The organism is Ralstonia mojiangensis, from assembly GCF_023955645.1.
GTDB classification, from domain to species: domain Bacteria; phylum Pseudomonadota; class Gammaproteobacteria; order Burkholderiales; family Burkholderiaceae; genus Ralstonia; species Ralstonia mojiangensis.
Genome location: NZ_JAMXHU010000006.1, coordinates 99,492 through 125,313, shown reverse-complemented (window position 1 = coordinate 125,313; position 25,822 = coordinate 99,492). Strand labels below are relative to the sequence as shown.

The following is a 25,822-nucleotide window of genomic DNA, read 5'->3' as shown; positions in this document are numbered from 1 at the left end:
GGAACGTGATGGCCAAGAAAGAAAGCGTACAGAAGCGTCTGCAGAAGGTGCGTCCGCCGCGTGTGCAATTGACGTATGACGTCGAAATCGGCGACGCAATCGAGACGAAAGAGCTGCCGTTCGTGGTGGGCGTGGTAGCTGACCTGTCGGGCCAGTCCGAAGTGCAGCAACCCAAGCTGCGCGATCGCAAGTTCGTCAACATCGACCGCGACAACTTCGACGAAGTGATGAAGGGCGTGGAGCCGCGCGCGGCGTTCCAGGTGCCGAACACGCTGACGGAAGACGGCGGCCGTTTTGGCGTCGACCTGAAGTTCCGCTCGCTCGAAGACTTCAGCCCCGAAGCCGTGGTCGAGCAGGTTGAGCCGCTGCGCAAGCTGCTCGAAGCCCGCTCCAAGCTGGCTGACCTGCGCAACAAGATGGCCGGTAACGACAAGCTGGAAGACCTGCTGTCGGAAGTGTTGAAGAACACCGAAAACGCGAAGAAGCTGGGCGCCAAGCAAAACGGGGGCGAGGATGCTTGAGAACCAATCCGCTGCGCAGGGCGCCTCGGTTGCGGAAGAGGTGAGCCTGCTGGACAGCATCGTCGAGCAAAGCCGCGTCGCCAAGTCCGACTCCGAGCGCGAGCGCGCGAAAGACATCATCGGCGAGCTGGCCAGCCAGGTGCTGAGCGGCACCGTGGTGGTGTCCGACAATCTGTCGGCCACGCTCGATGCACGCGTGGCCGAACTGGATCGCCTGATCTCGCAGCAACTGAGCGCGATCATGCACGCGCCGGAATTCCAGAAGCTGGAATCCACCTGGCGCGGGCTGAACTATCTGGTCAAGGAAACGAGTACCGGCCAGACGATCAAGATCAAGGCGCTCAACGCGACCAAGCGCGATTTGACGAAGGACTTCAAGACCGCCATCGAGTTTGATCAGAGCGCGCTGTTCAAGAAGGTCTACGAAGAAGAATTCGGCACCTTTGGCGGTGCCCCGTTTGGCGCTCTGATTGGTGACTATGAAGTCACGCGTCAGCCCGAAGACATGTACTTCATCGAGCAGATGGCGCACGTGGCAGCGGCTTCGCATGCGCCGTTCATTGCGTCGTCATCGCCTGAGTTGCTGGGCCTGGAATCGTTTGCCGACCTGGGCAAGCCGCGCGACCTGGCCAAGGTGTTCGACACGGTCGAATACGCCAAGTGGAAGTCGTTCCGTGATTCGGAAGATTCCCGCTACGTCGGTCTGACGCTGCCGCGCTTCCTGGGCCGTCTGCCGTACAACCCGAAGGACGGCACCGTGGTCGAGAGCTTCAACTTTGTTGAAGACGTCGACGGCACCGATCACAGCAAGTACCTGTGGTGCAACGCCGCCTGGGCGTTCGGCGCGCGCTTGACCGCGGCGTTTGACGACTTCGGCTGGTGCGCTGCCATCCGCGGTGTGGAAGGCGGTGGCCTGGTCGAAGACCTGCCGACGCACACCTTCAAGACCGACGACGGCGAAATCGCACTGAAGTGCCCGACCGAAATCGCCATCACCGACCGCCGGGAGAAGGAACTGAGCGACCTCGGTTTCATCCCGCTCGTGCATTGCAAGAACACGGATTACGCCGCGTTCTTTGCCGCACAGTCGGCGCAGAAGGCGAAGAAGTACGACTCCGACAGCGCAAACGCCAATGCGGTGCTGTCTGCGCAGCTGCAGTACATCTTCTCGGTATCGCGCGTGGCGCATTACCTGAAGGCGATGATGCGCGACAAGATCGGCAGCTTTGCCTCGGCCAAGAACGTTGAGACGTTCCTGAACCGCTGGATTTCGCAGTACGTGCTGCTGGACGACAACGCCACGCAAGAACAGAAGGCGCAATTCCCGCTGCGCGAGGCGTCGATCCAGGTGGCGGAAGTGCCGGGCAAGCCGGGCACGTACCGCTCGGTGGCGTTCCTGCGGCCGCATTTCCAGCTCGATGAACTGTCGATCTCGCTGCGTTTGGTGGCGGATCTGCCCAAGTCGGCCAACTCGTAATTCCTGACCGGACTCTCCCCGGGGGGGAATGTTCGGGCATAACCACCCGTTACGCTCGTTACCCGTTGCAGTACCAACAACCAATCTATTGAAGAGGGTCTCTGTATGAAGGATATCTACGTCAAGTTCGACAGCCCGGCAATCAAGGGGGAGTCGCAAGACAAGGATCACAAGGACTGGATCGAAATCAACAGCTGGTCGCAGGCAATCAGCCAACCGCGTTCGGCCACGGCTTCGACCGCCGGCGGCCACACGGCTGAGCGTTGCGAGCACCGCGACATGGTTTTCACGAAGGATCTGGACGTCGTCAGCCCGCTGCTGTACCAGCACGCTTCGGGCGGCACGACCTTCGGTGAAGTGACCATCGAGTTCTTCCGCGCAGACGGCGAAGGCAACCGCGTGAAGTACCTCGAAGTCAAGCTGAAGAACGCCATCCTGAGCGAAGTCGATTCGCAAGTGGTCGCCCAGGGCATTCCGACCGACACCTTCAGCCTGCGTTACGCCGCTGTGCAGTGGAAGTACACGCAGCAGAAGAGCGCCGGCGGCCAAGGCGGCAATTCGCAAGGCGCCTGGAGCCTCACCAAGAACGACAAGACCTACTCGGTTTAACGTTTGGTGTTCTCCTGATGACAAGAGCCGCAGCCGCCGTGCTGCGGCATCTTGTTTTCTAGCAGCATATGAAAGGCTTCGAACCCAGCCTGCTCGACAAGCTCTTCGACGACGAGCCGCACGCGCCCATGCCGACGGCATTGCGCCAGCTCTCGCTTGAAGAACTCAAGAGCACCGTGGCACGCGATATTGAATCCTTGCTCAACACGCGCATCGTGTTGGAAGAGGACGATTTGCACGGCTTGCCGGAATGCAAGCGGTCGTTGCTCACGTATGGCCTGAACGATTTTTCCGGCCTGAGCCTGGCCAGTTTCTACGACCGCAACTACATCTGCCAGTCGCTTACCAAGGCGATCGAGCGGCATGAGCCGCGTTTGCAGCATGTGAATGTGTCGCTGGAGATCAACGAGCGCGCGACCAACGCCTTGTGCTTTGGGATCAGCGCGGTGCTGCTGGTGGGGCCCGCTCGCGAGCCCGTGAATTTTGACGCCATGCTGCAACCATCGACGCTGCGGTATTCCGTTTCGCGCGGACGCGGCTGAGATTGCACGGACCTGCACAACGCACCACCCGCAATACGCTGAAGCACCCGCAGGACCGCCACCGGACCGCCACGAAGAATGGAAGAGCTGCTGCCTTATTACGAACGAGAACTGGCCTTCCTGCGCCGGTACTCGCGCGACTTCGCCGAGCGGTATCCGAAGATCGCCGGCCGCCTCGCCATGTCGGGCGACGGCTGCGACGATCCGCATGTCGAGCGGATGATCGAATCGTTCGCCTTCCTGACCGCACGCGTCAGCAAGAAGCTCGATGACGACTACCCAGAATTTACCGAGGCGCTGCTGGAGGTGCTGTATCCGCACTACCTGCGGCCCTTTCCATCGTGCTCGGTGGCGCATTTCGATGTGCGCGGCGTGGCTGCGCAACTGAGCGCGCCGGTCACGATCGCTCGCGGCACGTTCCTCGCCACACGCGTGGTGCGCAAGGTTGAATGCCGTTTCCGCACTGCATACGACGTCACGTTCGCGCCGGTGCGTGTTGCTGCGGCGACGTTCGAGCGCGCGGTGTCTGCGCCGGCTGCTGTGCAACTGCCCAAGGGTGCAACCGGCTCGATTGCCATCACGCTGGAATACTTGGGCGAACGCGGCGGTTTTGAATCGCTGTCGATGGACAAGCTGCGCGTCTACATGGACGGCGAGCCGTCTTTCGTGGCCGCGCTCGGTGACGCGCTGTTCCTGCATACCGCGGCCGGCTATGTTGAAGCTGAACGCGCAGGCGTCTGGAAGCGCCTGATTTCCGTGCCTTTGCACGAAGTCGGGTTTACCGAAGACGAATCCCTGATCGATTGCCCGGCACGCTCGCACCCGGCATATCGGCTGTTGACCGAGCACTTCAGCTTTGCCGAGAAATTCAACTTCTTCGACATCGACCTGGCTGCATTGCGACGCGGCATGACGCCGGGCGTGCCGGTGCGCCGTCTGACGCTGCATCTGGTGCTGAAAGACGTGCGCAGCGATTCGCACGCCGCTCGCCTGCTCGAGAACTTGCAGCCGGAGCACCTGCGCCTGCATTGCACGCCCGTGGTCAATCTGTTCCAGCAGAAGGCTGACCCGATCCGCATCGAACATACGGCTAGCGCCTACCCAGTGGTGGCCGACAGCCGTCGCGCGCACGGCTTTGACATTTATTCCATCGACAACGTGCAACTGGTGCGCGAGACCGCGGCACACGAAAAGGTCACGGAGTTCCGGCCGTTCTACTCCCTCCATCACGGCGAGGAGCCCGGCCGCGCGGGCCATTACTGGCTGGCACGCCGCAACGAGCTGATCGCGCAGCGCAGCCCGGGTTTCGAAACGGAAATCTCCATCGTCGATACACAGTTCGACCCGGCCAGCCCGCAGACCGACACGCTGAGCCTGACCGTCACCTGCACGAATCGCGACTTGCCTTCGACGCTGGCGTTTGGTCAGCCTGATGGCGATCTGTCGATGGAAGGCAGCTCTATTGCCCGCAACATCACCTTCCTGCGCAAGCCGACGCCTTCCATGCGGTTTGGCGGCGGACGCGCGGCGCAGTGGCGTTTGATCTCGCTGCTGGCGCTCAATCATCTGTCGCTCGTGCAGAACGGTTTGCCGACGTTGAAAGAGATGCTGCGTCTGCACGATCTGCCGCGCAACGCGATCTCGGCGCGGCAAATCGAAGGCATCGTCGCCTTGGACTACCAACCGGCGACGCAGTGGCTGGCGGGCAAGCCATTCGCTACCTTCGTGCGCGGCCTGGAAGTGCGCCTCACGCTGGATGAAGACGCCTTTGTGGGCACCGGCATGCACCGGTTCATCCGTGTGCTGGACCACTTTTTCGGCCTGTACGTCCACATGAACAGCTTTGTGCAGTTGATTGCGGTCTCGCGCCGCAGCGGCAAGGAATTGGTCAAATGCGCACCCCGCAGCGGCGAATCGATCCTGGTGTGATCCGGCGGCTGCTCCAGCAGCCGCACCGGTACCAGTTTTTCCAGGCGGTGCGCCTGCTGGAGCAGCTGTTTGCGCGCGAAGGCGGCATGGCGCCCGAGCAGGCATTGGCCACGCGTCTGAGCTTTCGCAACACGCTCTCGCTGTCGTTTCCGCCCAGCGAACTGCAGCACATCGAGGCCGAGGGCATTACCGCCGAGATGCTCGAAACCGATGCCGCGTTCATCGCTGCACTGGAAGAGGGCGCACTCGATTCGCTGGCGATCACGCCAACGTTCTTCGGCATGCTGGGCGGCCAAGGTGCCTTGCCGCTGCGCTACACCGAAATCGTGGCGGAGCGCGAAAGCCTGTGGCGCGACCGCGCAGCCCGTGCGTTCTTCGACATCTTCTCGAACCGGGCCACGGCGCTGTTCTATCTGGCGTGGAAGAAATACCGCCTGCCGTTCCAATACGAAGTCGACAGCAACAAGCATTACTTGCCGCTGCTGTTGTCGCTGGCGGGGGCGGCTGACAAGACGCTGCGCCGCGATCTTTCGACTACGCCGGGGCCGATTCTCGACGAGGCGCTGGCCGGTTATGCCACGGCGATCCGGCATCGGCCGGTGTCTGCGGCGTATCTGCAGCGCGTGCTGTCGGATTACTTCCAGGCGCCGATACGGGTGGAGCAGTTCGTCGGCGGGTGGTATCGCGTGCCGGCATCGCAGTACACGCGGCTGGGCAGCACTAACAACCTGCTGGGCGCCACGGCGTTGGCCGGCGCGCGGGTGTGGCAGCGCGACTTGCGGGTGCGCCTGTGGGTCGGGCCGCTCAAGCGCGCGCAGTACCGCAATTTCCTGCCCGGTGCGTCTGGCGCGCTGGCACTGCGCAAGATGCTGACCATCCTGTGCGGCACCACGCTGGAGTTTGAGGTCAAGCTGATCCTGCGCCACCAAGACGTGATCGGCAGCTCGCTGGACAACAGCAACGACGGCAGCCTGGGCTGGGACACCTTCCTGTGTTCCCGCCCCGCGCAGCAGGACCGCAGCGATGCGCAGTACACGCTCGCGCCGCTGCATTGATACCGACACATTCATCGATTCTTCCGGAGCGCTGCCGCCATGGCCATCCCACTCAAAACCCTGATCGCCAAGCTGAACGCGACGAGCCGGCAAGCCGCCGAGCGCGCGGCGTCGCTGTGCATGGCGCGCGGCAACTACGAGGTCGATCTCGAACACCTGTTCCTGGCGCTGCTGGAAAACCGCCGCAGCGACTTTGCCGTGGCCGCCCGCGCCAGCGGCATCGACCTGGCCGCGCTGCAACGTGACCTGGAAGCCGAGATCGGCCGCTTCCAGACCGGCAACACGCGCACGCCGGCGTTCTCGCCGTACCTGCCGAAGCTGTTCGAGCACGGCTGGCTGATCGCCTCGCTCGATTCGCAAATCACGCGCATCCGCTCTGGCCATCTGTTGCTCGCACTGCTGACCGAGCCGAGCCTGTCTGCGCTCGCTCAACGCGGTTCGCGCCTGTTCGGCCAGATTGAAGCCGACCGCCTCAAGCACGACTTCGATCGGCTGACCACCGGTTCGGACGAACAAGAGCAGGCCGTGGACATTGCCGACGACAGCGGGGACGCTGCGCAAGGCGGCAAGCCCGCGGCTGCCCTGACGGCCACACCGGCGCTGGATCAGTTCACGGTGGACCTGACCCAATCCGCGCGCGATGGCCGCATCGACCCCGTGATCGGCCGCGATGCGGAGATCCGCCAGGTGATCGACATCCTGATGCGTCGTCGGCAGAACAACCCGATCCTTACCGGCGAAGCCGGCGTAGGCAAGACCGCTGTGGTGGAAGGTCTGGCCTTGCGCGTCGCCGCCAACGATGTGCCGCCGCCGCTGCAGGGCGTGACGCTGCGCACGCTCGACATGGGGCTCTTGCAGGCGGGCGCCAGCGTCAAGGGCGAATTCGAGAACCGCCTGAAGAACGTGATCGACGAGGTGAAGAAGAGCCCGAAGCCGATCATCCTGTTCATCGACGAGGCGCACACCATCATTGGGGCAGGCGGTCAGGCTGGGCAGAACGATGCTGCGAACCTGCTCAAGCCTGCGCTCGCACGCGGCGAGCTGCGCACGATTGCGGCCACCACGTGGAGCGAATACAAGAAGTACTTCGAAAAAGATGCCGCGTTGGCGCGCCGCTTTCAGGTCGTGAAGGTGGAAGAGCCCAGCGAGCCGCTGGCGGCCGCCATGCTGCGTGGCATGGCCGGGCTGATGGAGCGCCACTTTGGTGTGCGGGTGCTGGATGAGGCGATTACGGAAGCTGTGCGGCTGTCGCATCGCTATATCAGCGGCCGCCAACTGCCGGACAAGGCTGTCAGCGTGCTCGATACGGCCTGCGCCAAGGTGGCGTTGGGCCAGAGCGCCACGCCCGGCGCCATTGAAGACGACCAGAAGACGCTGGAACGCCTGCAGGGCGAGATCAACGCGCTGGAGCGCGAGCAAAGCGCCGGTGCGGAGCACGACGCGCGCCTGAAAGCGCTGAACGAGCAGCGCACGGAACTGGAACAACGCGTCGCGCAGAACACCGAACGTCTGGCACAAGAGCGCGCGCTGGTCGCACGCATTCAGGCGCTGCGCGAGGCGCGCGAAAGCGGCGCCGCACAAGTCGGCGAGGAAGACGCACTGCCCGTGGCCGCCAACAGCGACGTGGTGTCGATGCCCAAGCGCAAGCGTGCCGCCGACAAGGCGGACGATCAGGACGAACTGGCCAAACTGCTTGCCGAACTGCGTGCGTTGCAAGGCGAATCGCCCATGGTGCCGCTGCAGGTGGATGGCCATGTTGTGTCGGAAATCGTCTCGGCCTGGACGGGCATTCCGCTGGGCCGCATGGTCAAGAACGAACTGCGCACGGTGCTGAACCTCAAGCCGCTGCTGGCTGCCCGCGTGATCGGGCAGGACCACGCGCTGGATGCAATCGCGCAGCGCGTGCGTACCGCCACCGCCAACCTGGAAGACCCGAACAAGCCACGCGGCGTGTTCCTGTTTGCCGGCCCGTCGGGCGTCGGTAAAACGGAAACCGCGCTGGCACTGGCCGACATTCTCTACGGCGGCGAGCGCAAGCTCATCACCATCAACATGAGCGAGTACCAGGAGGCGCACAGCGTGTCGGGCCTCAAGGGCTCGCCACCGGGCTACGTTGGTTACGGCGAAGGCGGCGTGCTGACCGAAGCCGTGCGTCGCAACCCGTACAGCGTCGTGCTGCTCGATGAAGTGGAGAAGGCTCACCCTGACGTGCTGGAGATGTTCTTCCAGGTATTCGACAAGGGCGAGATGGACGACGCCGAAGGCCGCCCGATCGACTTCCGAAACACCATCATCATCCTCACGTCGAACGTCGGGTCGCAGGCCATCATGCAGGCGTGCCTGAACAAGTCTGCCGAGGAACTGCCCGACACCGATGCGCTGGCCGAGCAGCTGCGCCCGACGCTCTACAAGGCGTTCAAGCCCGCATTCCTGGGGCGCATGAAGGTCGTGCCGTATTACCCGATTTCCGACGACGTGCTGGCCGAGATCATCACGCTCAAGCTGGGCCGCATTCGCGATCGCGTGGCCATCAATCACAAGGCCACGTTCCAGTGGGACAACGCGTTGGTTGAATCCGTGCTCGCACGCTGCACTGAAGTGGATGCCGGCGCCCGCGCGGTTGATCACATCCTCAACGGCACGCTGCTGCCGCAGATTGCCGAGTCGGTGCTGACGCGCATGGCCGAGGGCGGCAGCGTCGAGAAGATCAAAGTCGGCGTCGGCAAGAACGGCGAGTTCAAGTACCGCATCAACTAAGTCGCTTCGCTGGAGCACATCATGGTCTCTCCGACCGAGTTGGCAAACCTGCTACGTGCGTCGTTCTCCCAGGCTGATCGGCTGCTGCGCCTGGAAACGCCGCTGGGGCCGAACGCGCTGCTGCCTGAACAGGTGGACGTTGCCGAGCACATCGACGCAGGCGGCTTCCGACTGGAACTGACGGCGCTGTCCGACAACGCTGACATCGATTCAACCAAGCTGCTCGGCCAGCCCGTGCGGCTGGATTTGCTGACGCAGCAGAGCCGGAGCGCGCTGCGGCCCTTCCATGGCCACGTCACGCGCTTCGAGCAGGTGGGGGCCAACGGTGGCCTGGTGCGCTATCGGCTGGTGATCGAGCCGTGGCTGGCATTCCTGCGCCACCGGCAAGACAGCTTCCTGTTCCAGGACATGTCGGTCATCGAGGTGATCGACAGCCTGTTTGGCGACTACCAGGGCCAAGGCCGCCTGGTGCCCGCCTGGCGCTGGGCGTTGCGTGACAGCTCGGTCTATACGCGCCGCAGCGTCATCACGCAATACGACGAAAGCGACTTCGATTTCGTCACGCGCCTGCTTGCCGAAGAAGGGCTGTTCTATTTCTTCGAGCACGAAGCCAAGGATGGTGACGCGCTAGGCGTACATCGTATGGTCATTGCCGATGCCAACGACGTGTTTGTCGACAAGGCACAGGCGAGCATCCGTTTTGGCCGCGCAGATGCCACCGCCGCCGAAGACGTGATCGACCGCTGGCAAGGCGCGCGCCGCTGGCAAACGAACGCCGTGTCGATTGCAAGCTGGGACTACCGTACCAACGCCAAGCGCACCGCCCAACTCGGCGCGCAGCAGCAAAGCAACGACGGCCCGCAGCTGACGCTGCAAGACACCGATTACCCCGGTCAGTACTGGTTTGAAGACAACAACCAGGCACAGCGCGTCGCACGGCTGATGATGGAAGCGCTAGAGCTGCGGGACAAGCAGTTCGACGGCGAAGGCACCGCGCGCACGTTGGCGACCGGCACGCGCTTCCAGTTGCTCGATCATTTCGATCACGATGATGGCGAGCAGCGCTTTGCCGTGTTGGCTGTGACGCACCAGGCGCGCAACAACTTCAATGACCGCTTCGGCCAGCTGCTGACCGAAACGCTGGGCGCACTGCTTGGCGGCGATGTGCTGGCCGCCGGCAGCAACCACGGCACGGGCGACGAAGCGCCGTTCTATCGCAACCACTTCACCGTCGTGCGCGACAACGTGCCCGTGCGCCCCCAGCAGAGCGACGAGCAAGGCCGTGCGTTGCACCCACGTCCGACCGTCAACGGCAGCCAGACCGCGTTGGTGGTGGGCTCGGAAGGGCCTGTGCATACCGATCGGGACCATCGGATCAAGGTGCAATTCCACTGGCAGCGCGGCGCGCGGTCAGCCAGCCGCCAATCGCATCCGGCTGGCGACGATAACGCGCGTGCCAGCGCAGGTCTTGGCGCATGGGTGCGCGTGACGGCGCCTGTGGCCGGACCGAACTGGGGCGGTGTGGCGCTACCGCGCGTCGGCCAGGAGGTGCTGGTCGAATTCCTGCAAGGCGACATCGATCGGCCCGTCGTGGTGGGTGCGGCCTACAACGGCAGCGGCCAGACCGACGCGCAGTACAACCAGAACCAGGCAGGCGCTGCAGGTGCCACCGGCAATGCCCCAGCGTGGTTTGCCGGTGGCAACAAGAGCCAGGGTGCCTACGCCCACAATGCCGTGCTGTCCGGCATCAAGACACAGGCGCTGGCCGGCAGCCAATCGGGCTCATCGGGTTACAACCAGTTGGTCTTTGATGACTCCGAAGGGCAAGGCCGCACGCAGCTCAGCACCACGCAGGCGGCGACTGGCCTCGTGCTCGGTCATCACAAGGAACAGATCGACAGCGCCCGCCAAACAGACCTCGGCCACGGGGCCGCGCTGGCCACCGACGACAGCGGCAGCGTGCGCGCTGGCGCCGGCCTGCTGCTCACCGCGCACAGTGCCGACGCCGGCGCAGCGCTGCAAGACAGCGAAGCCGCCGCTAGCCAGATCGAAGCTGTGAGCTACCTCGCCGAATCGCTTGCCGACGCAGCGCAGAAGCAGAAGGCAGGTCTGGCCGATGAGCCTGCCGCCAAGGAACTACCCGCGCTCAAGCAGCTGCGCCACACCACCGAAGTGCTGCGTCATGCAGAGAGCGCCGGCGAAGGCGCCGAAGCGGTTGCCTACAGCGAGCCGCATCTGCAAGTCTCAGCGCCCAAGGGCATCGTCAGCACGACACCGGCGGATGCGGTGCTGGTTGCCGGCACGCAGGCCACGCTGATCGCCAAGCAGGACACCAACGTCGCGGCGGGCGGCAATCTCTCAGTCGCAGTCGCCGACGGGCTGAGCCTGTACGCGCACGGTAAATCGCTTGGGAAGGCGGGGGATGCGACACCGGGTATCGCCATGCATGCCGCCAGCGGTAAGGTCGAGCTTTCCAGCCTCAAGGGCGAGAGCCACTTGGTAGCCGAGAAAGCCGTGACGGTAGCGTCCACACAAGCCAGCGTGACGGCGGAGGCGAAGCAGCATGTGCTCGTCAATGCAGCCGGTGCGCAGATCAAGGTGACGAACGGCACGATTGAGCTGCATGCGCCTGGGATGGTGACGTTTAAGGGGGCGGGGCATCGGTTTGTGGGGCCGGGTGGGGCGGGAGCCAGTAATTCGACGAAGCCGGGCCAGCTTGCCGAATGCGAATGGAAATCGTGATGCACGCAGATCAAGCTTTTACGCCTGGAAAGACTGGTGTACTGCAGCGGCTGTACGCCGACTGGTTCGAGGTTCGGGAGGCGCATCCGGCGCACCACATCCACGTCATCCTGGATCCAAACCATCCCGTTGCGCCGTTTGACCTCCTGCATCCGGACCATTTGCTGGAGCGCAAGCCCAAGGCCCGCTGGGCGCGCGTTGACCGCCCGGATTTCCAGCATGACGCCGACATTTGCCCACTGCTTGTCACGGTGTTCAGTCCAGGGGATCACGGTTATCCGGATGAGGCATTGCTCAGCGAGACAATTGATCGTGCAATCGAGCGTAGCGCGAGCGTGAATGGTGCCTACGTATGCGGATGGGTGGCGTGCGCGGCTAGCGCAGATGAACTGGCATCCCAGATCGCGGCGAGGTGCGTTGTTGCCAATCCCCTGACGGGCCGGAGAGTCTTACCGTGGTTCGAGCCGCACCGGTTAGCACTCCTTGCCGACGATGATGCGGACGTCCTGCCGTCGTTGCTTCCCCCGGGGACGCACTGGTGGTTCATCGATGCCGCTGCGACGGTACGTTCGCTCTCGGTGCCGGAGACTGACATCGCAAAACCTGCGTCTGTTCAGCAATTGCATGCCATGTGGGCGCAGCATGACCGTATTTCCGACGCCCGCAGGGTGTTGATGGCGCTCAAGAAGTCTGACCAGAGCATTCCCGAGCGTCCAGAGAAGACGCTTGACGGATTTGTTCGACTCGCAAACGAGCAAGGGCTACGCGGCCAACAGGATGTGATTTTCTTCGTGCTCAATTGCCTCACGCTGAGTCCCTTCTGGTACGAGCACCCTAACGTTCAGACTATCTTGCACGACATGCGAACGGGCAGTGAGGACTCTCTCGCCGAGACTATCGCGGCCCAGCCCGACGTGGTTCTCGACGAAATCGCTTCATACGGCATCGACCCCGTGTCACTTCAGCAATAAGAGTTTGATATGGCGACTACACCAGCAACTGCTGCGAAGACGACCGCTCCCGCTCCCGGCAATGGCGCGCAGGCGATCAAGAAGAACGCTCAGACTGCGCAGAAGTGCGCGCCTAACAACAAGACTGGTAAATGCGGCTTTTGCGAACGTGATGGGTATCCCATTCTGCCGGTTCGCTATGCGGTGTTACCGAATTATGTAGCTGCATCCGGGGTCAAGCCGCTTAGTGCAGTGTCGATGCTTGAGGCGTTCGTCAGTCAGAAACTCAAAGCGAACAAATATGCGCTTCGGATCCTGCGAAAGGGCTTCGTGCACGTCTATCTCGGTAAGGCCGGGATGTGGCAAAGCTACGTTGTGACCGAAGACGGTTATCTGCGTGTTCTGGCGGATCCGGATGATCCGGACTGGAAGACCGAGCGGCCGTTGACGGAAGCGTGTAAGCGTGCCGGCGACAATATCCCGGCGAGTTTCATTACGATTCCGCACGGTTATGAGAAGGTCTGGATCGCCTTTTCAGAGAACGTTTGGAATAGCACAGTGCGTGGGAAATATGAGGGCGACCCTGCCAAGCGCATGCAACTGTGTGAAATCAAAAAAGTGGCGTCGAATCCTGACGCCACCAAGCACTGTTTTGAGATCGGCCCCGATAACACGCGTCTGCACGAGATGGTGTTCGAGTATGTCGCGCAGGACCAAGAGTATCTGGCGCGCCGTGGGTATAGCGGGGGGCTTTGGGATCAGCGGGGCAATCAGGCAACGAAGAAGAACAATGCCTGGCAAAGTCTTCATGGCAACTTCGCTCGGTCAGGGCAGTCGGCTGCCCTGACCAGCTATGCCAAGAACGTTGCCGACAAGCGCAAAGCGATTGGGAAGCCTGGCAAGATTGCAGCCTTTGCCGTCCACGATCCCGTGGGCATCGTAAAAGAGCTGAATGGTCATATTCACGACCGGGTCGAATGGCGGCAGGCGTACAACACTGCCGTGGCTCGGCCGCTGTTTGTATCGCAGGCGATCGTCGGGCTGAAAAAGCAGATCGAGACGGCGACAAAGTCGGCAATTGAGGAAGACGAAGCAAAGCGCAAAGTCCCGGACACGGTCAGCGAGACCTATATCTTTCCCGACGATCTTCCGAGCCAAACTCAAAGGACGACGGTAACGACGACGCGCGCCGAGCGTGTCTCCACCCAGCAGAAGAAGACGTGGAACAAGCTGAAGGATTCGTATAACGAGGGCGAACGCGAGAAGTTCGAACAACGCTATACCAATCAGATGTCCGAGTTCGCCAACCAGATATCGGATTGCGATCAGGATTGGGCCACCTGGGCGCGCACAGCGGAATGGAAAACGTGGCTCGGCGACTACGACACTGAGAAGCTCCGCGAGAACACTAGGCTCATGGCCATGTGTGCTCCGGCATTGGCGGGCGGGCCGCAGGGCGAAGCCGGGATCAAGTTATGGGACGAGTGGCTAAGCAATCATAAGGATGCCGCTAATCCCACGGGTTTCACGATTCCGTATGCTGCTATCGCCGGTGGGCGTAAGGATTTGCTGAATGCCATGCTGCCGTCCGGCTCGGACTTGAACAAGGGCGATAAGCTGCACGATACCTTGAAAGCCATCCTCGCCTCCAAGGAGGTCGACGGCCCGGAGCGCTTCAAGCGCCTGATGGATACGAAAGTGCAGGTGGCAGCCTCACATCTTGTCGCGGCGGTAAATGGGGCAGTCTCACAGCTGGCAGACAAGGCGGCCGATGCAGTCGAAACCAAAGTAAAGATGGCCGTGCAGGCTGCGCTCAGGCTCTATGCCAACGTGAGCCCGGTATTCATCCAGGTGAAAATGACGATCGGCCAGTATGTCGATCTGTTGAACGAATTTTCCCGAAAGGGGGCCGCCGCCGGTAAGAAGTTCGCCGACGTTTCCGGGCGGAAGGTTCGCAGTGTGCTCATCGGTGGCATGCTTTCCATTCCGAATGCCAAGGTCCGGGACACGATCATCGAAGTCACCATATGGACACTGGAGAAGGCGGACGAGCTGAAGAAGGACATTGAGGCCGTTATCGCCAAGGCAAAGCGTGAAGCGGTCGATCTGACTGGGCACGCCGCTAGCGCACTCAAGATTGCGGCAGTCACGTTGAGTCGAGATGCGGTTCAGATACTGCGACCACTAGAGCGGAGTGTGGCTCTGCTGCCAGGTGCGGCAAAGAATCTGGGAAGGTCGCTGCTCACGAAAAGCCTTCGAGGGATTGGCGCAAGCGGTGAACCGCTTCTGGCTCTGAGTTCCCTTGTCCTTCAGGGATGGGCATTTCGCGACGCGCGCAAGCAGATGGACGCGACGCTTGGTGAGCAAGGCGGGTGGGAGGCGAAGCTGCCGGTTGTGTCCGCCACGCTCGGGTTCATTGGTGCTTCCTTCGAACTGACCGGGGCAGCGCTGAAGGCATTTGGTGCAGCTGTAGGCGAGAAACTCATCAAGGCCGGTGCAGCATTGGGGGCGTTATCTCTGCTTGTGGACGGCATACAGGCCGCGTTTTCTGCTGTCAGAGCATTCCGGCAAGGTGAGTCGAAGGCAGGATGGGCGTATGCCGGGGCTGCTGCCACGTTCGTTGCCGGTGCGGCCATCGGTTTCCTGACGGGATTCTCTTCCGCGCTAACTGGGGCGTTCATACTCGGTCCCCTTGGCTGGATTCTCTTGCTGACTGCAATCGGGATCGGGCTGATATGGTATGCAGTCAACGCAGAGCGTACGCCGGTAGAAATCTGGTTGGACCGGTGCTACTGGGGCAAGGGGCAGCGCAAAGAGGGTAAGTGGACCGATGCTCAGGTGAATGATGAGATCGCTGACCTGAACGCCTTGGTATTGGGCCTCGGCGTGGAACTGGGTTTCAATGACGATTGGACAGAAGTGGGAACTGGGTTCGACACGCTGAAAGTGAAGTTGACTTTCCCAACTTACGACTCCAAGCGGTCTGTGTATGAGTGGAAGGTGAAGGCGATCGACGGACGAGGGGCAGCGGAGCTCATCATGGCGGGCGGAGAGGACCCGGATGTGCTGCCCGAATTCAAGGCGATGCCCAGCAAAATCATCGATACGTCGTCGCGCTATCGGAACCGCCAAGGTACGGCGCAACGAGGCGCTGGGTCTTACACCATCGAGGAGAGCATTGAAGTCAACACCAGGATCTTCAAGAAGGCGCAGATCGAGGTGAAGTACTGGCCGGACAAGACCGACCCCGACGGGTGGGCAGAAAAGCTGATGACAGTGAGTGATTGAAATGCAAGAAACTGGGTCGAAGCTGCAGCCGCAGAGCCCCTACTGGTATGAGGACTTGCCCGGCCCCACCGTGCCGCTCAAGTCCAGCGACAAGAATGACCAACCAAACCTCGCACTCGACCTCAATTACGTGAATGAAGACGTGTTTGAGTTGTCCCGAGCCTCGTCCATCCAGCGTGGTTTCGGTCTGATGTTTGGGGTGGGCGTTTCCATCGCGTTTGTGGCCATGCTGCCGTTCATCGGTCAGATGTATCAGGAGGGCCACCCTGAAGAGTCTCCGATCATCGCGTCGGTGCTGGCCTTGATGCTGCTGGGGCTTGCGGTTCTTTTGCTTCACCTCATCAAGAGAGGGGTAAGAACGCCACGAGACCTTCCGGTTCTATTTGATCGAAAAAATCGGAAGGTCTTTGCGTTCGAGTATGTGCCCAAGGCGAACCCATTCGCCAAATGGAAGACCGTGATCAAGGAGTTGGATTGGTCGCGTGTCGAAGCGGAAATTGGAAAGATCGCGGGATACAACGGGAAAACGTACTCGGTGCGCTATGGGCTGATTTTGGCCCAGTGCGAAGCGAATACGACCAGGGTCCGGGATCGGATAATTGTGAAGTCGCAGGTGGCGACTCCACTCGTGCTGCATCAGATGTGGGCGTATATCCGCTGCTTCATGAGTGAAGGGCCAAAGAATCTGCGAGACATCAGACCGTTCCCGCGCGATATCAGTTTCCGGCGGTGCTTGCTGGAGTTTTACCCCCTGTTTGACCGGACACAGGAGGGCGCACGGCTTCGCGCCAATATGCACGTGGTCGAGCTGGTGCTGCTGACGGCGATTGGGATCCCGCTGTTTTGGCTGTTTCTTCCTGCGGGCGTTTTTGAGTACGTCGGGCAACGTCTTGCGCCAGAGCCAAGGTGGCCGGCAGAGATCGTTTCGCAAACCGGGCGACCCTCGCGCGATTGAGTTTCCGTGTGCCGGGATGCACCACCAGTGAAGCTCAGTCGTGCAGATGTGAGTGATGGGCCCGCCCGCACATGAAGATTTAGAAACAATCCCCCCAATCGCCCCAAGCCTGCGTAGCATCTCCACCGTCCGCCCTTGCGCGTGCGGACGTCACATTTCACGCATGCTGATATGAACGCTCTGTCCCGCTTCGCCGCCGCTTCTGCTGTGGCTGCGCTGCTCGTCACGCCCGCATTCGCTCAGGACGACACTCCGCTGCAGGTTTCGTACCGCCAGGTGCTGACCGAGTATTTCAAGGACGCGCCGACGGCGTCGAAGAAGTACGACGGTCGCCGCCTGGTCTTCAAGGGCCAGGTCTATCCGTTGTCCGACGACAGCCTGAACACGCTGGCCCTGACCGAAGAGCTGAAAGTGGGCGCGCCGTTCCAGGACGATCAGCGTGACGCGCTCAAGGCGCTGTTTCCCGATCACAAGCTTGCGGCGTACAAGCCCAGCAAGGACATCACGCTGGATTGCCTGAACCGGCAGTTCGTTGGCCTGACGCTGGCGCTGGCGGATTGCCGCGTCGGCAAGCCCTGATTTTCGTATTGCATTCCGGTTTCGTTTCCGATCATGGCCTCTCTTCCGTTTGACCAATTGCTCGCTCCGCTGCCCGGCGCCCAGCCGTGCGGTGAAGACATGCTTTTCTCCGCAGAATTCGACAGCATCCAGGATGCGCGCCGGTTTGATGACCCGTCACTCGATCAAGGTGAGTGGGTCACGGAGATCAAGGAGGCCGACTGGCGTGCCGTCATCGCCGAGAGCACGTCGCTGCTGCAGAACCGTACGAAGGATCTGCGCCTGGCCGCATGGTTGGCCGAGGCGCTGTCCAAGGAGCGTGGCTTTGCCGGCCTGCGCGAGGGCTACGAATTGATCGCCGGCTTGTGCGAACAGTTCTGGGAGCACCTCTATCCGCTGCCGGAAGCCGACGATCCTGAGGCCCGCATGGGCAGCATGGCGTGGCTTGCGACGCGTTCGAGCCAGCTCATTCGCGAGGTACCGCTGGTGGAAGCGGGCAAGGGCGGCTACAGCCTGATCGATTGGGAAGTCGCGACCAGCCTGGTCGAAGCCATCCGCCGCGATCCGGAACAGGCAGACGAGCTGTCGCGCGGAAAAATCACGCAGGAGCAGTTTGAATCCGCACGGCGCGCCACGCCGCCTGCGTTCTACAAGACGCTGCACGACGATGTGGTCGGCTGTGGCGCCGCGCTGCTGCGGTTGGAATCCGTTCTGGATGCACGAGCGGGGGATCACGCGCCGAGTTTCCGCCCGGCGCGGGAAGCCCTGCAGGCGGTGCGCGCATTGGTGGAGCGCTTTGGTGGCAAGCCAGAACCCAAGCCCACCGCGGTGGAAGCGAAGGGCGCTCAACAACAGGCTGCTCAGTCAGGCGCAGGCGCGGTTGTTGAAACGGTTGCCGTCGGCCCGATCCGCACGCGTGCGCAGGCACTGAACCAATTGCGCGACGTGGCCGAGTTCTTCCGCCAGACCGAGCCGCACAGCCCCGTTGCTTACCTCGCCGCGCGTGCCGCGAAGTGGGGCGACATGCCGCTGCATGCATGGCTGCGTACGGTGGTCAAGGATGATGCGACGCTGTCGCAGATTGAGGAGCTGCTGGGCCTGGGCGATCCGGCGTCGGAAAGCGCCAGCTGAACCGGCTAGCTGCTCGAACAACCGCCGCAGCCGCTGGATCCGCAGCTACTCGAGCTGCAACTGCTAGAGCTACTGCTTGAACTGCAGTTGCTCGACGTGTCGCCTCCGGAGCCGCCGGAACTGGCGCCGGCGGGTGGTCCCATCATCGATCGGTATCCGGCCCATGCTGTGTTGGCCAGCACGCTGGTGCCGCCAAACGCCGCCAGCCACAGTAGATCGTGCGTCGACAAACCGGCACGTGGCGCCTGCTGGCTGCTCTGACGATAAGCATCAAGCGTGGCGTGGGCGCCGGCGGTCGGGCCGGCACGACCTACGCCGATCAGCCGCGCGGTCACGCCCCAGTACACGATCGCGAACAACGCCATCTCGACTAGCAGCCCCATCACCGGGCGCTCTCGGGACAGGCCCACAAAGACCTTTATTACGCCGAGCCAGAGCGTCGCCAGCACAACGGTCCACGCAGCGAGCGTCGTTCCCCGCATCGCGCCGCGGGTCCACAGCCATCCTTCGCTGCGCAGCCGATTTGTCATATCGGATGCTTCGTCGATGAGCCGGTTGCGAAAGTTCGGCCATGGCGAGCGCTGCTGCGTTTGCCGGGCGAGCCATGTCCATGCGTTGACGTGGCGCTCCGGCGTTCGGTCCTGGTTCGCGACCACGTAGGTGTTGCGGTCGCGTTTCCTTTTAGCCGGAGGGACCATGCGGATCGCACCCGCATCAAGCAGCGTCAACGCCGCAACCTGTGCCATTCGTGCGGCGTCGCCGTTGATCAGCGCGGCCTCGGCAGGCGTCAGCTGACGCGGCACGTTGCCCCCGGTGGTTCCCCATGGGTTGCGGCTGTACGAGACTCGATGCAGGCCCCGGATCAGCAGACATGCCATCAGGCACATGCCCAGATAGAACGCGAGAAACCGCGGCCCTGCATAGTTCAGCACATCGAAATCTGACGCGACATTCGTGGTGATCGCGATGAGGCAGCCTCCGATCACGAGCCACACGGATGACATGACCGAGCGCGCGGTGGATGCACGTGGCGGCGTGACAGGGTTGGGCGGATGCCGTGCGGGGCTGGCAGCCTCTGGCGCACTGTCTGGCTGGACAGGTTCCGGCACCGGCCAGACATCGGGAGGTGGCTCCATACCAAACGTGCGCTGGTAGCTTTCGATCGTTTGCTGGTAGTGCTGCGCGTAGGTGTCGTCTTCGTCCGGGGCACCAATACCTGGCGCATGGTGGAGCGGCGCGCCCAGTACCTCCCCGCAGAACACCGTCCAATACTCTTTCGAATATTGCAGATGGAGATGCCATGCAGCATCAATGGCCTCGGAAGGCGTGACGGGGTGCCCCGCAAACACCGCCAGATACGCGAAGCGCTTGTACTCCTCGATGACGGTCAGCGTATATAAGCGCGACCACCCCTCGGTTTCGGCCAAGCGGTGGCTGAACGGCACTGGCGCATCAGGCGCATCGGGCGAATACTGGCTCAGCCGAAGCAGGCAGGCCTGGCGATCTGCTTCGGTCGGCGCTGCCTGATCTTCGTGCGTCACTTACTCGCCCGAAACTCAATCCGCCGATTGCGTGAGCGGCCTTCATCGGTGTTGTTGGCCGCCACCGGCTGATCCGGCCCCACGCCCATCGCGGTGAGCGTGCCTTGCTCGGCGCCCTTGGCGATCAGGTAGTTTTTGACCGTTTCTGCGCGCGCCTGGCTCAGGTTGAGATTCAGCGCGCGGCTGCCGGAGTTGTCGGTGTGGCCGACGATTTCGATCTTGCGGCCGTTCAGGCGTGGCAGCACGGCGGCCATTTCATCCAGAATCGCGCGGCCTTTGGGCGTGAGCGTGGCGCTGCCGGTTTCAAACTCGATGATGCGGTTGGCCAGCGTCTGGTCCAGCAGCCCTTGCTCTGACACCGCCGCCACGCGCAGCCCGTTCTTGATCGTGTAGCTCTGGCCGAGCGCCGTCGCCATGTCGCTTGTGAGCTGCTGGCGCTGTGCCTCGTTACCAACGTCGCCGTGCAGGGAAACCTGCGTACCGTCGATGTTGAGCTGCCCGCGGTTGACCTGTTTGATGGCCGGCGACAGGATCTTCTGCACGTTGGCAGACCAGTTGGGCGGCGACACCACATTGCCCACTTCGATTTGGTCGACCACGTTGGCGCTGCCGTAAAGGTCGCGCAGCTTGGCTAGCACGGTCGCTTTGGTGGCTTCGTCCGGAACCATGCCGCCGGCCACGACCTGACCCGGCACGGGGGCATCGCCAGCGGCGGCATGGGCGGCCAGGGCACTCCCCAGGCACACCAGCATCGCGGCGTTCGCCAGAAGTGTTGCAGGCCGGAAGCCACGCTTGATTGCATCCAGACCCATGTTCATTCTCCGATGAAGACTTCGCGGAAGGTATCGACTGCCACGCGCAGCGAGAGCTGCGGTTGATCCAGGTAACTCACGAACTTGGCCAAGCCGTAATCTCCGCTGACATGCTGGTCGACCCATTCCGGATCGTCGATGTTGATGTTCTGTTCGGCATACGCCAGCGGCGACATGACGCTGTGCAACGTGCGTGACGAGGCGCCGTTGAAGCCGATGACCAGCCGCTCGGCGCCGTTGATGTCGCCCAGGAACAGCGACAGCTCGAAGTCCGCCCGCTGCAGGAAGCGCGACACCAGCTCCAGCCAGAAGCTCGCCACCAGGCTGCGATAGAGCGGGTCTGCCGGCAGCGGCAGCGTGAGGCCTTTCTCAAGCCGTGACGAACCGTTCGCCATCACGGGTTGGAGCAGCGTGCCGAGCGCCAGCAGCGTGCGGCGCAGGCGGATGTTGTGGCCTTCCGAGCGCAGCATCTGCTCAAGGCCGGCTACGGTCTGGAAATCGATGAAATCCGAGAAGCTTGCGTCGTGCGACTGCGTGCTCGTGCCGCCCGTGCCGGTCTCTACGCCGTGCTGACCTTCGGCGAGCAGGCGCAGGCCTTCAGTGGCGTCGGTAGCCGTGCCGAGCGAGATCATCTGCTGGCCGGCGCGTGTCCAAAGGCGCGCCAGTGCAATCGGGCTGCGCGCGATGAAGTTGATCGGGCGATCCACCTCCATGGCTGCCGCCGTCAGGAACGGAAAGCGGCGCGATGACAGATCACTGCTGGCCATGAGCGTGCCCGCGATCGCGAGCTTGCTCTGCGAGCCGAGAAACGCAAACTGCACTGGCTTCCAACTGTCGTAGGTCGTCTTCCAGTCCGGGGCTTCGGCCAGCAATTCCATACCTTGTGCCAGCCAGCGGTCCAGCGTGTCGAGCAACTGGACGTTGTTGGCGCTTTTGACGAAATCGCCGCGCGAAGGAAGCTTGCCGAAGTACGAAAGCTGCAATTGGGTCTGGCTCATTGCGCCGTCCCTCCTTGCTCTTCCGTGATGCTGTGCCGAGCGGCCTGCGTTGACACGGCCGCTTGCGCCGCAGGCGGCGTGCCTGCGGGTGCTGCCGGGGCGGGCGGCGTCAGGGTGTTCTGCGGTGCCGATGCATCGGCAATCGACGTCGGCAGGCGCAGGCCTCGCAGACCCTGGCCTTGCGGCGAATCCGATGCCGTCGTGCCGGCGGTCTGCGGGCTGCTGATGATGCGCAGGCTGATCGATACCGTCAGGTTGTCCTTCGTCCAGGACAGATCGAACGCGCCATCCGGACGACGCTTGCGTTGCGCCGTGGCAATCAGGCGCTCCAGGCCGAAGCGGCCGGGTTCGTTGAGCAGCTCCACCGTGCGGCCGTCAAACGTGGTGGCCGTCACGCGTGCACCCGGGGTGCCTTGCGGATTCGGCCAGACAAAATTAGCCCACTGCGGTGGCGTGTTGCGATAGCGCAGTTGCTGCCCATCGATCTCGATCGTGTACTCGGTCGCGCCTTGCGACGGCACCGGCAGGATCTGGAACACCGTCTGCGGTGCCGCGGCTGCTGCACCGCCTGCGCCGCCGGCCGCACCGCCCGTGAGCGGTGCGATCCAACGCGTGAAGCCCGTGGTGAACTCGGGCACAAATGCGATGCCCAGATCGCCCCACGTGCGGGAGGCGATCATGTCGCCGCGGCGCACCGACAGCGGACCGATCGTCGTGCTGGCGAACTTGGCAATCGCGCCATCCGGGCCGAACACCTGGCCGATCTCAGCCGCACTGGCCTCGATCTTGGCGTTGGGCGCAAACGGATACTTGTCTGCCAGCGTGGTGGCGAACGGCTGATACACCTGCGCGTTCCACACCTTGTTGACTTCGGTCGTGGCCGGGCGAATCGCCACCGCATACGACTGCAGCAGCGGGCGCACCAGCAGCGGACGCAGTGTTGCGCGCTCGCTGTCGGTCATGCCGGTCAGCATCTGTTCATCCACGTACTTGAGCGTGTCGGCCAGTTCCGAGCCGTTGCCGTCCAGTGTTTGCTGCATGAGCTGGCGTGCACCCGGTCCCGGGTCGCCCTGGTTCTTGATCTGGTTGAAGCGCGTGCGCACCTTGGAGAGCGAATCCATGTAGCCGCGCAGCAGCGACTTGTCGTCGCGCATGACAACCACGCGGGCGAGCCCCGAGAACTCCTTGCCCACCGGCCCCATCGGAATGGCACCGGCCTCAGCATTGCCACTCACGTCCAGGTTGACGTTCACCTGCGACGGCGTCTGGCGTGCGAACAGCTGCTTGAACCAGCCCAGCACGCCGGTCTTGGCCTGCTTCAGGCCGGCGTTGAACATCGACGGGTTGTCCCACGACGTCTGCTCATACGCGGTGTCGAGCACCTTGCGGATCGGCGAGTTGGTCGGATCGCCCAGCAGGTTCATCCCGGTGACGGCCTGATCGAAGCTGGAGAAATCCTGGATCGCAACGCCTTGCATGAAGCGTTGCCATTCACGCGCGTATTCGGTCTTGTACATCGTGACCAGCGCCTTCTGGATCTGCTCGGGGCTGCCTTCCAGCGTGAGGTCGTCGCGCGCGGCAACGTTCAGCACCCAGTCTTTGGTCTGCAGTTCCTTGTTGGCGGCGTCCTTGATGGCGGGCTGCACGTAGCCGAGCCACGCTTCCTTGGTGAACGTGCCGGGCACGGCGTAGCTGCCTGCAACCAGCCCGGCACCGGTATCGCCGACGATGCGTGCGACGGTCATCGGGGCGTAGCGCGTGGAGGCGCGGGCCTTGATCTCGGCATAGGCGCGTTCGCGTGCCGGCATGCCGCGCACCACGCGGCGCAGGTTCTCACGCGTCTGGTCGACCAGCGAGAGGTTGCCTTCCAGCAGCGGCCAGTTGTCGTCGTTCACCCGGGCCAGGAAGAACGACAGGTTGCGCTCCGCCGAGCGGATCATCTGCTCGCGCGGCATGTTGCCCCGGTTGTCTTCCAGCCAGCCGCGCCAGAAGCGCGTGATCTGATCGGTCAGGTGCGCGACTTCCACGTGGCGCTTGTCCGACAGCATCAAGTAGGTCTTGAGCGCGTTGTAGCCGTCTTCCACGTTGGTGGGAGAGGCATCGGTGTACCGCTTGGCACCGGTTGACGCCGTGGCCTGGTTTGGCGCGGCAGGTGCATTGGCGGCGGCACCCGAGGCACCCGACGCACCGCCCACGGTGGCGGTGGCTGTCGTCACGGACGTGGTCATCACAGCACCGGTTTCCGGCGGGCGCACCATCGGGGCCAACTGATCCGGATGCGCGTTGACTTCTGCCAGGAAGGTTTCGATTGCGCCGCCCACCGGCTTGAGCATGACTTGGCGCAGGCCGTTGTAGTACTCGTCGAGCAGCTTGTGCTGCAGCGTGTCACCCTGGTACAGGCCCAGCGACAGCGCCAGCGGGTGGTCGTTGCGATACCGGTCGAGCTGCTCGATCCGGTCTTGCAGGATGTCGAGTGCCTCCAGGCGAGCCTGCAGGTCCACCCGGTTCTGCTGCATCTTCACGATCTTGTCGAGGTCGGCCTGCACGTTGGCGGTCAGCGTGCGGTTGCCCATGTACGACCACGTCCAGCCGCCCAGCATCACGCCCAGCGCCAGCACGAGCGCAAAGAACGTAGCGATGCGCAGGCGCGTCTTGGCGGGGCTGGCGAATTGCCGCACGGTTTGCTTGTCGGCAAAGATCACCTTAGAGAACAGGTCGCGCAGGAAGAAGCCGTTCTTGGAGAACACTTCGCGCGTGCGTGCGGCACCGTCGGTCGACAGCCCGAAGCGGCGCGCAATGCGCTCCGCCGACACGCTGTTGGTGGCGCCTTCCTGCAGCGCGCTGGTGAAGTAGAAGCCGCGGAACACCGGCTTGTACTGGAACGGGTTCTCATCGAACAACGTCATCAGGAACGCGCGCAGCGTCGGCTTGATCGATGCAAACTCCAGCGGGAAGCTCAGCAGCCCCGGCGAGAGCTTGTTGTTCCGGTGCAGCGCGATCTGCGCCACGCTGATCTCCTTCAGTCCGTCGCACAGCTCGTCAAAGCGCTGGTCGAACACGGCCGCCACGTCGGGCTTCGAGTCCGGCTCGAAGGGCAGGGTGGCGCCCCAGACGCGGTCGCGCTCCTGCTTCTCGCTGTCGCCAAAGAACTCGGTGAAGCCGGTGATCAGGTCGGCCTTCGTGAACATCACGTACACCGGGGCAAACACTTCCAGGCGTTCGGTCAGTTCCTGCACACGCTGGCGCAGGTTCTTGGCCAGGTTGATGGCGAATTCGGGGCGGTTTTGCGTGAGTTCCGACACGCTCACCGTCACGACGATGCCGTTGATGGGCGCCTTGGGGCGATAGCGTTTGAGCAGGTCGAGGAAGCCGAGCCATTCGCGGCGGTCTTCTTCGTGCACCGAGTAGCGGCCGGCCGTGTCGAGCAGGATGCCTTCGGTGGTGAAGAACCAGTCGCAGTTACGCGTGCCGCCGATGCCCTGGATGACCGCGCCGCCCTTGTCAGCAAACGGAAACTGCAGGCCGGAATTGAGCACGGCCGTGCTTTTGCCTGCCGCCGGGTTGCCGATCACGATGTACCAGGGCAGCTCGTACAGCGCTGCGCTGCCCGACATCTGTCCGAGCTTGGAGCGCTTGATGGTCTTGACGGCTTCTGCCAGGCGCACGCGCAGGGCTTCCACTTCTTCGCGCTTGTCAGGCGTGGCGGCCTTGTCGGCGGCGGCTTGTTCCAGCACGCCCTCCAGCTTGTTGCTGGCCTGACGGGCGCGCCAACGCTTCCAGAGATACGTCAGCAGCCACAGCGCGAGCAGCACGCCTAGCGCGACGCCGACCCACACCAGGCCAACCTCGAAGGTCTGCGCCATCAGCAGCAGGAAGATGGTCAGCACGATCACGCCAAGAATCGATAGCGTGCGCGAGTTGGTCAGGAAGTTCAGGAAGCGTTGCATGTTGCCTTCG

General features: G+C 62.8%; 17 protein-coding genes. 13 read left to right on the top strand and 4 right to left on the bottom strand.

Annotation, left to right across the window (positions count from 1 at the left end; all coding sequences use genetic code 11):
• Positions 1-8: 8 nt before the first annotated feature.
• From tssB to tssA, 13 genes are all read left to right on the top strand, one after another.
• Entirely contained in the window at positions 9-521 is a 513-nt protein-coding gene (tssB, locus tag NG898_RS24465) for a type VI secretion system contractile sheath small subunit (RefSeq protein ID WP_009241817.1), read from the top strand.
• Positions 514-1,998 (top strand): type VI secretion system contractile sheath large subunit, encoded by a 1,485-nt coding sequence (tssC, locus tag NG898_RS24460; protein WP_024978980.1) that lies wholly within the window; start codon positions 514-516, stop codon positions 1,996-1,998. Before tssB ends, tssC begins: the two co-directional genes overlap by 8 nt.
• Positions 1,999-2,103: 105 nt before the next feature.
• Positions 2,104-2,607, top strand: a complete 504-nt coding sequence (locus tag NG898_RS24455) for an Hcp family type VI secretion system effector (protein ID WP_009241815.1) — start codon at positions 2,104-2,106, stop codon at positions 2,605-2,607.
• Positions 2,608-2,675: 68 nt separating this feature from the next.
• Positions 2,676-3,149, top strand: a complete 474-nt coding sequence (gene tssE / locus NG898_RS24450) for a type VI secretion system baseplate subunit TssE (RefSeq protein ID WP_252694869.1) — start codon at positions 2,676-2,678, stop codon at positions 3,147-3,149.
• A 78-nt stretch (positions 3,150-3,227) separates the two neighbouring features.
• Complete coding sequence (gene tssF / locus NG898_RS24445; protein WP_252694868.1) at positions 3,228-5,078, top strand: type VI secretion system baseplate subunit TssF; 1,851 nt, start codon at positions 3,228-3,230, stop codon at positions 5,076-5,078.
• Complete coding sequence (tssG, locus tag NG898_RS24440) at positions 5,042-6,133, top strand: type VI secretion system baseplate subunit TssG (protein WP_252694867.1); 1,092 nt, start codon at positions 5,042-5,044, stop codon at positions 6,131-6,133. Before tssF ends, tssG begins: the two co-directional genes overlap by 37 nt.
• Before the next feature lie 39 nt (positions 6,134-6,172).
• Positions 6,173-8,890, top strand: a complete 2,718-nt coding sequence (gene tssH, locus NG898_RS24435) for a type VI secretion system ATPase TssH (protein ID WP_252694866.1) — start codon at positions 6,173-6,175, stop codon at positions 8,888-8,890.
• A 21-nt stretch (positions 8,891-8,911) separates the two neighbouring features.
• On the top strand, positions 8,912-11,632 hold the full coding sequence (locus NG898_RS24430) for a type VI secretion system Vgr family protein (RefSeq protein ID WP_252694865.1): 2,721 nt from the start codon (positions 8,912-8,914) through the stop codon (positions 11,630-11,632).
• Entirely contained in the window at positions 11,620-12,603 is a 984-nt protein-coding gene (locus NG898_RS24425; RefSeq protein WP_252694864.1) for a hypothetical protein, read from the top strand. The genes NG898_RS24430 and NG898_RS24425 overlap by 13 nt, the downstream gene beginning before the upstream one ends.
• Positions 12,604-12,612: 9 nt before the next feature.
• Positions 12,613-15,870 carry a T6SS effector BTH_I2691 family protein gene (locus NG898_RS24420; protein ID WP_252694863.1) on the top strand — a complete coding sequence of 1,086 codons (3,258 nt, stop codon included), beginning with the start codon at positions 12,613-12,615 and terminating at the stop codon, positions 15,868-15,870.
• A gap of 1 nt (position 15,871) precedes the next feature.
• Positions 15,872-16,825, top strand: a complete 954-nt coding sequence (locus tag NG898_RS24415; RefSeq protein ID WP_315862508.1) for a DUF6708 domain-containing protein — start codon at positions 15,872-15,874, stop codon at positions 16,823-16,825.
• 171 nt (positions 16,826-16,996) lie between these two features.
• Positions 16,997-17,404, top strand: coding sequence for a hypothetical protein (locus NG898_RS24410; protein ID WP_252694861.1), 408 nt, complete (start codon positions 16,997-16,999; stop codon positions 17,402-17,404).
• 33 nt (positions 17,405-17,437) lie between these two features.
• Positions 17,438-18,514: a type VI secretion system protein TssA gene (gene tssA, locus NG898_RS24405; RefSeq protein ID WP_252694860.1), complete on the top strand. Its 1,077-nt coding sequence runs from the start codon at positions 17,438-17,440 to the stop codon at positions 18,512-18,514.
• 5 nt (positions 18,515-18,519) lie between these two features.
• Here tssA and NG898_RS24400 read toward each other — a convergent pair whose 3' ends face one another.
• Genes NG898_RS24400 through tssM form a run of 4 tightly spaced genes read right to left on the bottom strand, consistent with a single transcriptional unit; the run spans position 18,520 to position 25,812 of the window.
• Complete coding sequence (locus NG898_RS24400; RefSeq protein ID WP_252694859.1) at positions 18,520-20,055, bottom strand: TIGR04222 domain-containing membrane protein; 1,536 nt, start codon at positions 20,053-20,055, stop codon at positions 18,520-18,522.
• Positions 20,052-20,867: an OmpA family protein gene (locus tag NG898_RS24395; protein WP_252694858.1), complete on the bottom strand. Its 816-nt coding sequence runs from the start codon at positions 20,865-20,867 to the stop codon at positions 20,052-20,054. The genes NG898_RS24400 and NG898_RS24395 overlap by 4 nt, the downstream gene beginning before the upstream one ends.
• Positions 20,868-20,869: 2 nt before the next feature.
• A complete protein-coding gene (gene tagF, locus NG898_RS24390; RefSeq protein WP_092975296.1) occupies positions 20,870-21,865 on the bottom strand; it encodes a type VI secretion system-associated protein TagF in 996 nt (331 codons plus the stop codon).
• The gene (gene tssM / locus NG898_RS24385) at positions 21,862-25,812 is read right to left on the bottom strand and encodes a type VI secretion system membrane subunit TssM (RefSeq protein ID WP_252694857.1); all 3,951 of its coding nucleotides are present in this window, start codon (positions 25,810-25,812) and stop codon (positions 21,862-21,864) included. Before tssM ends, tagF begins: the two co-directional genes overlap by 4 nt.
• Positions 25,813-25,822: the final 10 nt, after the last annotated feature.